Below are 10,306 nucleotides of genomic sequence, written 5' to 3'. Positions count from 1 at the left end.
CGCCCCCGCCCTCCCCCCCCCCGCTCCCGCCCCCCAGGAGGGCACCGACGCGCTTCAGGCGCCCCTGAAAAAGCCCCACCGAACCCCACTCCCCCACGGGGCCCGCCCTACGGCCACCCCAGACCCCCCGCCCCTGTGGCTATTATACTCGTTGCAGAAAGAGCGGGCCTTTCGGCTGTTCCGTTTCCCTAGTTCTGGAACAGAGAGATGGTAGGGAAAGTACGCTTGTAGAGCGTTTTGCACTTCGACTACTACTGGGCGGGTTAAGCAACCCCACCAACGAGGAGATACAACGTGCTATGTCTTTACCAGGGCTAGCTAATAGCCCATAATGTATTTGCTCCTGCTGCCAGCAATAGCTTTTATAACAGCAATGGCCGCGAAGCAAAAAAGTAAATCAGCAACGAAAATTACCGTGGAATTGAAAAAGGTAGGCGACCAATTTAGTGTGCCGTTCTCCACCAGGTAATCTATAAAATACAAGAAGTAGTAGTGTACAAAGTATAAAGCGAAGCTGATATTAGATAATTTAGTGAGGTTCTTAGACAAGAATTTATTCTGCATAATCTTGTCGTTGAACTTCCACAGCAAATAAATAATGCTCCAGCAAAGGAGTATTTTTTGGCAATACTGGAACTGCTCAATAAAGCGGATTTCCTTTTGGTTGAATATGGCGCCCAATACGATAAAGGCAACCGTAAGACCAATCAGAATAGGCCAGAGCAAGTCTGTGATGGACAGCAGCCGCTTGTGGTAGCGGCTGGCAAACATACCGAGCAGATAGATAGATAGGTAGTGAATAAAGGCTAAGTGGAATCGGTATAGCTCTGACGATCTGGTAACTATTAGCGACAGGCACATGAAAACAGGTAGGAAATAATATACTGTTCTGTTACGGTCGAGGTAGATAAAGACCGGTGCCAGCAGATAGTAGAAGCAGATCATAGGGATAAACCAGAAAGGCACCAAGTGCATTCCAGTTATATAATAGGCCACCAACTGCGTGGGTAGGGAATACGTGAAAAAAGCCGGAAATACTTCCGTTATATCTGGGTTGTGGTGGTGCGTTGCGAAGCGGATAAATAAGATAGGAAGCGAGATAAGTACGTAGGGCACCAAAATATTCTGCACTTTCTTGTACCAATACGTTTTCTTATCGAACCGCTTAGAGAGGTATTGAAACAGAAAGCCGGAGATAAACATGAACAGCAACGTGCCGCGTTGCAGAATAATAGGCTCAAATTCCGGCTTCAGGATACCGTAGCAGTGAATGGCTACTATAAATAGAATAGCAATGGCGCGGGCGTTCTGAATATAGTCCAGAAAAGCAGGCTTGCGGGTAACGGCCGTTGCTATATTGGCTTTATCTAAGAAAGCGGTTGGCCTCTTAGCTACAAAAGTATTTACAGTGTCCATGCGCAGCCCCTAGAAAGTTATGCTAAGAAGTTTCTTTGATAAAAAATGCCATTCAGTGAGTTAAAATAGTAATATGCTGATGTGGTAAATTTCAAAGACACGTATCTTCCTAATCCTATAGCTTTTCTCAAGGAAACTATAGCTTGTACAAGCCAGTATTGTCTTAAATAAGTTCGGCTATACGCTTGCTGAACGATAAGGTTGTACTTTTTTGGAGGAGGAGCATTGAATCACTATAAACATAAGCCTGCTAATCATCCTTTTGTCATAATTAAGATATTATCGCTTTAAGGTATTTTATAGTGTCTATGTTTTGTTTATAAGTATTTGAATGTCAGTAATTTGAAACAAATTAAGCTCTTCTGCTAATTACGTTTTTTGGAATTATTTATATTGAACTATTTTATTATAATAACACTATAAGCAAGCTACATATATTCACTGTGAAGTGATGATAGACGAGGCTGTTTATAATAATTTGGTGTTATATAATTGTTAATATACAGCATTATTTGATAATAATATTTTGTGTTTAGTTAGATAAATACAAATACAGAATCATTTCCAGCTGTAGTATCAACAAACAGTTGGAACTAGCCGTGTTGAGTAAGGCTGCGTAAGAGGTAGGAAATTCAGTTCTAATCTCTACATCTATGAAACTCAAGCCCATTCAAGAACAAACCATCGTTATTACGGGAGCTACCAGCGGCATCGGACTGGCTACAGCGAAGCTGGCCGCCGAGAAAGGCGCGAAGCTGGTACTAGCCGCTCGCAGTGAAGAAGATTTGCAGAAAGTAGCCCAGGAGCTAGGCGGCGAAGTAGCCACCGTAGCCGCCGATGTAGCAAATGCCGACGAGGTGCGGCGCATTGCCGAAACTGCCCTAGCACGCTTCGGCAGGATAGATACCTGGGTGAACAACGCGGGGGTAGGCATTGTGGGGATGATTGAGCAGGGAAGCGTGGAAGACTACCGCAAGCTGTTCGATACCAATTTCTGGGGCGTGGTAAACGGCTCCCTGGAAGCCCTGAAACATTTGAAGCCGCAGGGCGGCGCCCTCATCAACCTGGGCAGCGAGGTATCCGATCTGGGAGTGGCGCTCCAGGGCGTGTATTCCGCTAGCAAGCACGCTATCAAAGGCTTCACCGATTCGCTGCGGGCCGAGCTGGAGCACGAGGAAGCGCCGGTATCGGTCACGCTGATCAAGCCTGCGGGCATCAATACGCCTTTCATGCAGAATGCCCGCAACTACCTGGACCGGCAGCCAAAGCTGCCCGACCCCGTGTATGCGCCCGAGGAGGTAGCGTATGCCATTGTGCACGCCGCCGCGCATCCAGAGCGCGATGTGTACGTGGGTGGTGGTAGCAAGCTGTTCAGCTCTTTCAATAAGGTAGCGCCTACCGCTGTAGACTGGGTGAACGCCCACGTGATGCCTAGCCAGGAAGTTCGGCCCGACCAGGCACCCAGCAACCCGCAGGGCGGCTTGCACCAGCCTGGCGTTGGGGGCCGCGTGCACGGCGACCATCCGGGCTACGTGTTCCAGAAAAGCTACTACACGCGTGCCTCCCTGCACCCGGTAGCCTCGGGGGCACTGCTGGCGCTGGTAGGCGGCGCGGTAGCCTTGTGGCTGTCGAAGAAATAAAGCGCCGTCTGTTATATAGAATGGCTTAGTAGAGCTTAATAGAATGTCATCCCGAGCTTGTCGAGGAATCTCGCGTGCTGATGCTAGATAGTATCTTTCGTCAGCACGCGAGATTCCTCGACAAGCTCGGAATGACGTTCTTTTTTGGTCCGTCCTACCCTTGTTCTGTTTCGGATGTTCTCCGGAAAAGCTATTGTTATTTAAACTCCGAACAAACAATCGAGTATCCAGCTTGGATACACAGAACGTTCTTAGCTCTCCAGATAAACATGCGAAAACTGTTGAAAGGCGTTGGCTACTTGGTAGCAAGTATCGTGGCCGTGCTGATTGTTGTAGGCGTCGCGTTTGCGCAGCTAAGCCCGGAGCTGGGCGGCAAGCCAACCAAGGCCCAGCAGGCAGCCTATTTAGAGTCGGGGCACTATGTAGATGGGGAGTTTCGGAACCTGGTGCCGACGGAGGTGATGACTGGGGGGAGCACGGTGAAGGTGTTCTGGCAGTTTCTGTTCAGCAAAACGCCCAATAGTGAGCCGCCCGGTCCGTTGCCTACCCAGCCGCTCGACTCGCTCAGCATCACCCGCAAAACGCCGGACATGGTGCGCGTTACGTGGTTTGGGCACTCGGCCAGCTTGGTGGAAATAGCCGGTAAAAACATCCTGTTCGACCCCATGCTGAGCGTGAAGATGGGGCCGCTACCCCTGGTCACGCCCAAGCGCTACAACGATGCGCTGGCAATCACCGCCGAGCAGCTGCCGCCCATTGAAGCAGTCCTGATTTCGCACGACCACTACGACCACCTCGACTATAAAACCATCGTCAAGCTCAAGGATAAGGTGGCCCACTTCTACGTGCCGCTGGGGGTAGGGGCGCACCTGCTGGCCTGGGGGGTAGACCCGGCCCGCGTGCAGGAGCTGGACTGGCACGACTCCATCCAGCTGCCCGGCCTCACGATTGTGAGCACGCCGGCGCGGCACTTTTCGGGGCGGGGCTTGGGCAACCGCAATAGTACCTCGTGGTCGTCGTGGGTGCTGAAGACGCCTACCCACCGCGTGTTCTACAGCGGCGACGGCGGCTACGGGCCGCATTTCCAGCGCATCGGCCAGCAATACGGCCCCTTCGATCTGGCGCTGCTGGAGTGCGGGCAGTACGATAAGAACTGGGCCGAGATTCACATGCTGCCCGAGCAAACCGTGCAAGCCGCCCTCGACGTGCAGGCACGGGTGTTTCTGCCGGTGCACTGGGGCGCCTTCACCGAGGCACACCACCCCTGGAACGAATCCGTGAAGCGTGCCACCGCCGAAGCCGCCCGCCGCAACGTGCCCTTCACCACCCCCGAGCTAGGCCAGCCGGTGGTAGTAGGGGTAGGGCCGTTGCCGCAACGGCGGTGGTGGGAGTAGGGGTGCTGGTAAAAACAACATAGAGGTAGAGTCCTTTGCTAATTATTAGTCCACATCTCGGCGCTTACTGATACTGACTATAGAATAGTTGTGCTATCAAGCGTTACTTGTTCTGTTACGGCCCCCAGTAGCCGTGTGCGGCCCAATAGTTCAGCTATATGTGTTGGCAGTTCCGCTACGGTTAGCAACTGTGTCGGGCGGGCTACTATATAGTACTGGGTATCGGCCCGCTCGTGCAGGCGGGTTTTGGCAAAGGAAAACAGTCCACGCCGAGCGTAGCGAGCAAACCCCTGGTAACTGCCTTCGTCGGCTGTCTCTTCTACCGCTACCGTCACCCCCGAACCAGTTTCAGGCAGCGTTAGAAAATACTGGTGCAGTTCCAGTAGCTCTTCTTCGGAGGCAGCAACCGATTCGGGTAGTATCCCACCGCCGGATGCTATGTGTAGAATATGACCGTTGTTATCGGTAGCAAACCAATCGATGTCGGCGTCTTCTTGATCTATTTCGTCGATGCGCATAGGGATGTTCCGTGAGATACTGCGTGTACAAAAGTGCCGTGGTCAGGCGGGCTGAATGATGGCGCGGGGCTGTGCCCCGTGTCGACTATTGGTAGGCCTCTGGCCTACGTCGCTAGAACAACTTTGCTGTAGCACTCTCCCAACGGCGCGGGTGATGGCAGGCCAGAGGCCTGCGCATAGTCGCCACGGGGCACAGCCCCGCGCCATCCGTTCAAAGAACCCACCGCCAAATAATTTACTCCTCTAGCTTCCCCAAAATCTCCTGCGCTGCCACGGCAATAACCGTCCCTGGCCCGTACACGCCGGCCACGCCCGCATCATACAGAAACTGGTAGTCCTGCGCCGGAATCACGCCGCCGGCAATAACGAGGATATCCGCGCGGTCGAGTTGCCGTAGCTCCGCCAGCAGCTGCGGAATCAGGGTTTTGTGGCCGGCGGCGAGGCTGCTGACGCCCACCACGTGCACGTCGTTTTCGGTGGCCTGGCGGGCTACCTCGGCGGGCGTCTGGAACAGGGGCGCAATGTCCACATCGAAGCCTACGTCGGCGAAGGAGGTAGCAATGATTTTGGAGCCCCGGTCGTGGCCGTCCTGGCCCATTTTGGCCACCAGCATGCGCGGGCGGCGGCCTTCGCGGGCAGCGAAGTCGTCGGCCATGTGGCGGGCCTGGGCAAATTGCTCGTCGTAGCTCATCTCCGCCGAATATACACCCGAAATGGCCCGAATGGTAGCCTGGTGGCGGCCGTACACCTTTTCAAGGGCATCGGATATTTCGCCGAGGGTAGCGCGCAGGCGGGCAGCATGTACGGCCAAGTCCAGCAGGTTTTCCTTACCCGAGCGAGCGGTCTCAGTCAGCGCATCCAGGGCGCGCAGCACGGCCGCCGAGTCGCGCTCCGTGCGGATGGTATTCAGCTGCGCAATCTGTGACTCGCGCACGGCGGCGTTGTCGATATCGAGCAGCTCGATGTTGGTGGGCTCGTCAATTTTGTACTGGTTCACACCTACCACTACCTCCTTGTTGGAGTCGATGCGGGCCTGCTTGCGGGCGGCGGCTTCCTCGATGCGCATTTTGGGTAGGCCGGTTTCAATGGCCTTCGCCATGCCGCCTAGCTCTTCCACCTCCTGAATCAAGGCCCAGGCTTTGTCGGCCAGCTCGTGGGTGAGGGTTTCTACGTAATAGGAGCCGCCCCAGGGGTCTACCACGCGGGTTACATCGGTTTCGTGCTGGAGGTAGAGCTGGGTGTTGCGGGCAATGCGGGCCGAGAAGTCGGTGGGGAGGGCAATGGCCTCGTCGAGGGCGTTGGTGTGCAGGCTTTGAGTACCGCCTAGCACGGCGGCCAGCGCCTCCACGGTGGTGCGGGCCACGTTGTTGTAGGGGTCCTGCTCGGTGAGGGAGTAGCCCGAGGTCTGGCAGTGCGTGCGCAAGGCCAACGACTTGGGGTTCTGCGGGTTGAACTGCTGAATGAGCTTGGCCCAAAGCAACCGGGCGGCGCGCATCTTGGCAATTTCCATGAAGTGGTTCATGCCAATGGCCCAGAAAAACGACAGCCGCGGCGCGAAGTCGTCAATACTCAGCCCTGCCGCCAAGCCGGTGCGCACGTACTCCAGCCCGTCGGCCAGGGTATAGGCCAGCTCAATATCGGCGGTGGCGCCGGCCTCCTGCATGTGGTAGCCCGAGATGCTGATGCTGTTGAACTTGGGCATGTGCCGGGCCGTGTACTCAAAAATATCGGCAATGATGCGCATGCTGGGTAGGGGCGGGTAGATGTAGGTGTTGCGCACCATAAACTCCTTCAGAATGTCATTCTGAATGGTGCCCGCCAGCTTGTCCGGCGTCACGCCCTGCTCCTCAGCCGCCACAATGTAAAAGGCCATAATGGGCAGCACGGCCCCGTTCATGGTCATGCTCACCGACATCTGATCCAGCGGAATCTGGTCGAATAGTACTTTCATGTCTTCCACCGAGTCGATGGCCACGCCGGCTTTGCCCACGTCGCCCTCCACGCGGGGGTGGTCGGAGTCGTAGCCGCGGTGTGTGGCCAGGTCAAACGCCACCGAGAGGCCCTTTTGCCCGCCAGCCAGGTTGCGGCGGTAAAAGGCGTTGCTTTCCTCGGCCGTGGAGAAACCCGCGTACTGCCGCACGGTCCAGGGCTTCTGCACGTACATAGTGGAGTAGGGGCCGCGCAGGTAGGGCGCCACGCCCGCGCCAAAGCCGAGGTGGTCGAGGCCGGCCACGTCCTGGGCCGTGTAGTAGCTTTTCAGCTCGATGCCTTCGGGGGTAGGAGAGGCAGCGGGCGGGGCAGCGGGGGTAGGCAGCGTGCCGGCGTTATAGGAAATATGGGCGAAATCGGGCGTCATGGGAATAGAAGTAGGGGCGCGTAGCACGCGCCCGGTATTTGGGTGGGAGGGTAGCCTGTAAAAGTTAGCAGGCACGGCCGGCGGGCGCGTGCAACGCGCTCCTACCGTTTGCCCTGTAAGCGGGCTAGCACATCTTCCGTGCTGTAGCCTTCTACCACAAATTCTTTGAAACCAAAAAACTGCACGGCTTCCTGAAGGGTAGCCAAATCAGACGTGAGCAAGGGCGAGGGCATGAAAGATGCATCATCGGCCGGCACCCGGTGCACCAGGCGGGCCAGGCGGCTGAACTGCTCGGGCGTGGCATACATCAGCGTGGCTTCTTCCGAAGACGAGAACAGCACCGATACCGTGCCTTCCGGGTGGCTCTCGCGCAGCTCCGGCCGCTCGTGTGCCGGCAGCGTTTGCAGAAACGACTCCAGAATGTGCTGGTTGGTGTGGGCGCCCAGCAGCACCACGGCCGCCCGCTTCATTTTCTTCTCGCGTCGTTGAAAGTGCAGGGCCGTAGCCAGTTGCAGCACCTCCGAGGGGTAGGCGGCCCTGGTCGAATCGAAATCGGCGCTGCGCAACAGGCGCTTGGGGTTGAAGCTGAACTGCTCGCGCGGATTCTGGTAGCGGTTAGTACCCACAATCACCTGCTCGCCGGTGGCAATGCGCCGGAACTGGGCCTGCGTAGTGAGTTGCAGTTGGTTGATGATAATCCGAGCGGCCCGCGGTACACCACCAGCCGCCTGCACTTCCTGAAACAGCGCCCAGGCGTTGCGGGCCAGTTCATCGGTCAGGGTTTCGAGGTAGTAGGAACCCGCTGCCGGGTCGGCTACCTGTTGCAAATGGGCTTCCGAGCGTAGCAGAGTAGGAATGTTGCGGGCTAGGCGGTCGGCAAAGGCATTGGGCGCCGCAAACAGGCTGTCGAAGGGTGTGACGCTCACGGCATCGGCGCCGCCCACCACGGCGGCCATGGCCTCGGTGGTGGTGCGCAGCAAGTTGGTAGGCGGGTCAAGCGTAGTCTGGCTCCAGGTGGCCGTGCTGGCGTAGATGCGCAGTTGGCTGGCCATTTCGGCGGGCAGCTGGTGGGCAAATAGTAGCGTGGCCCACAACCGGCGCAGAGCGCGCAGCTTAGCTATTTCGGTGAAGTAGCTGGGGTTGATGGCCACCTGCACCTGCACGGCAGCGGCCACCGTGGCCACCTCCAGTTCGTTGCTGGGTAGGCAATCGAGGTAATACGCCGCCGTGCTTAAGGCAAAGGCCAGCTGCTGCGTAGCTGTGCCGCCTCGGTTGCCGAAATACGCTCCGTTCAGCGTCAGCGCCTTAAATTCTGGCAGGTGCTGCGTTAGCTGCAATACGGTTCGCAACGCGGCAAGCTGCCCTTGCAAATCCAGTAAATGATCCGTTACGGGGTCGAACCGCAGAAAGCCGCGCAGGGTGTTGCTGCTGGCTGCCAGCAGGCGTTCTAGCAAGGGTAGGGGCATAGCGCGCACCGAGTAGCCCACGTAGGTAGCGGCCAGGGGTAGGTGCTGTGCTAGGTAGGCAACGTCAAAAGCGGCGGTGTCGGCTATGTCGAAGTGGGCACCATCAGCGCCACGTTGCAGGGCCTCTGCGGCCCGGTCGATGGCAGCGTGGCCGTTTTCGTGGGCCGGTACGAGGTAGGTAGGTACGTTCAGCCAGGCATTGGCCTCAGCAGCGCGCACTTGTGGCGTGGCGGGAGTAGCCAGAGCATCCAAGGCTTCGCGATGGTAGAAGGGTTCTACTACCACGCCTTCGGGCGAGTGCCAACGCAGCGTTTCCGGGTCCTGCCCTTTCAGGTCGCGGCGGATGCGCTCCTGCCAGGCGGCCGTGCTTAGCGGCGTAAACTCAGAGAAAGAAAGCGGGGTGGAGGCTGGGGTATCGGCCATAGAGGAGTGGGTGCGGGCCTGGGATGAGCAACAAAACAGCTGAAAAGGCTAAAGATACCGTATCGGGGAATAATGAACATGGGAAAAAGCGGTGCCTGCTTACGGAGGTAGAACATACGCGGTTGGGCTGCGGGGAGTGGGTGTTCAGGCCGCATTCAACCTGCTTGTCAACATAGGCAACAAACTTCCACACGCATAGGAGCGCAGCCGCAACGCGTAATTCGCGTACCTTTGTGCTTCTGTATGCCCCTTCTGCTTATGTCGTTTTTTCGCACTCGTACCACTGCTTTTGGCTTGCTGCTGGCTGTAGCCCTGCTGCCTGCCTGCCAGCGCGCTGCCTACCAGGCTCAGGCTACCCTGCCACCCATCACGGCCCGCCCCGTCGATAAAACCCAGCCCGAGGATGCAAAAATGGCCGCCGAAATTGCGCCCTACCGTCAGCGCGTTACGGAGCAGATGTCGGCGGTACTAGGCACGGCACCGGTAGCCCTCACCAAAAATGCGGGCGAGTCGCCACTCGGTAATTTTGTGGCCGACTTGCAGCGCGAGCGCGCCGCCGTAGCCCTGCACCAGCCCATCGATCTGGCCGTGATGACCAACGGGGGACTGCGCACGGCTTTTCCGGCTGGCCCCATCACGCTGGGCTCGGTGTTCGAGCTGATGCCGTTCGAGAATAAGTTGGTGGTGCTGGATGCCCCCGGCCCCGTAGTGCAGCAGCTATTCGACTATTCCGCCCGCGTCAAAATGCCTATTTCAGGGGCCATCTATACCGTTTCGCCCGATGGTAAGGCTACTGATATCCACATTGGCGGACAGCCCTTCAACCCGGCCCGCGTCTATGCCATTGCCATTTCCGACTACCTGGCCGGTGGCGGCGACAACCTGCTTTTCTTCAAACCACTCACGCAGCGCGACACGGGTGTGCTGCTGCGCCAGGCCATTGCCGACAAAATCACGAGCCTAACGGCCCAGGGCAAACCCATAGAAGCCCGAGTAGAAGGCAGGGTAAAATGATGTGTTGAGTTTCAAGTGTTGAATTTTGAATGGCTTAGAGAGGTTGTGGAAAGCGACGCTCTATCCTTCTTATTTCATG

At 56.8% G+C, this 10,306-nt stretch carries 8 protein-coding genes; 4 read left to right on the top strand and 4 right to left on the bottom strand.

Features of this window, described 5'->3' with window-relative positions:
- On the top strand, window positions 1–214 hold a 214-nt coding region (locus J4D97_RS21790), incomplete at its 5' end, for a hypothetical protein (protein WP_208309430.1).
- A 104-nt stretch (window positions 215–318) separates the two neighbouring features.
- Here J4D97_RS21790 and J4D97_RS21785 read toward each other — a convergent pair.
- Window positions 319–1,416, bottom strand: coding sequence for an acyltransferase family protein (locus J4D97_RS21785; protein ID WP_208309429.1), 1,098 nt, complete (start codon window positions 1,414–1,416; stop codon window positions 319–321).
- Between the two features lie 653 nt (window positions 1,417–2,069).
- Here J4D97_RS21785 and J4D97_RS21780 point away from each other — a divergent pair.
- Both J4D97_RS21780 and J4D97_RS21775 read left to right on the top strand, forming a co-directional pair.
- Window positions 2,070–3,056 (top strand): SDR family oxidoreductase, encoded by a 987-nt coding sequence (locus J4D97_RS21780; protein ID WP_208309428.1) that lies wholly within the window; start codon window positions 2,070–2,072, stop codon window positions 3,054–3,056.
- 269 nt (window positions 3,057–3,325) lie between these two features.
- Window positions 3,326–4,450 (top strand): MBL fold metallo-hydrolase, encoded by a 1,125-nt coding sequence (locus J4D97_RS21775; RefSeq protein WP_208309427.1) that lies wholly within the window; start codon window positions 3,326–3,328, stop codon window positions 4,448–4,450.
- 77 nt (window positions 4,451–4,527) lie between these two features.
- On the opposite strand, the gene J4D97_RS21770 is transcribed toward J4D97_RS21775, so the two are convergent.
- From J4D97_RS21770 to J4D97_RS21760, 3 genes are all read right to left on the bottom strand, one after another.
- A complete protein-coding gene (locus J4D97_RS21770; protein ID WP_208309426.1) occupies window positions 4,528–4,968 on the bottom strand; it encodes a hypothetical protein in 441 nt (146 codons plus the stop codon).
- A 235-nt stretch (window positions 4,969–5,203) separates the two neighbouring features.
- Window positions 5,204–7,324: a methylmalonyl-CoA mutase gene (scpA, locus tag J4D97_RS21765; RefSeq protein WP_208309425.1), complete on the bottom strand. Its 2,121-nt coding sequence runs from the start codon at window positions 7,322–7,324 to the stop codon at window positions 5,204–5,206.
- A 101-nt stretch (window positions 7,325–7,425) separates the two neighbouring features.
- Entirely contained in the window at window positions 7,426–9,213 is a 1,788-nt protein-coding gene (locus J4D97_RS21760; protein WP_208309424.1) for a methylmalonyl-CoA mutase family protein, read from the bottom strand.
- Between the two features lie 243 nt (window positions 9,214–9,456).
- Here J4D97_RS21760 and J4D97_RS21755 point away from each other — a divergent pair, with 243 nt between their 5' ends.
- Entirely contained in the window at window positions 9,457–10,227 is a 771-nt protein-coding gene (locus J4D97_RS21755; RefSeq protein ID WP_243900459.1) for a 5'-nucleotidase C-terminal domain-containing protein, read from the top strand.
- Window positions 10,228–10,306: the final 79 nt, after the last annotated feature.

This window comes from Hymenobacter defluvii (assembly GCF_017589435.1).
Taxonomy (GTDB): Bacteria; Bacteroidota; Bacteroidia; order Cytophagales; family Hymenobacteraceae; genus Hymenobacter; species Hymenobacter profundi.
The sequence above is the reverse complement of the archived record's forward strand: the minus strand, read 5'-3'. Positions and strand labels throughout refer to the sequence as shown.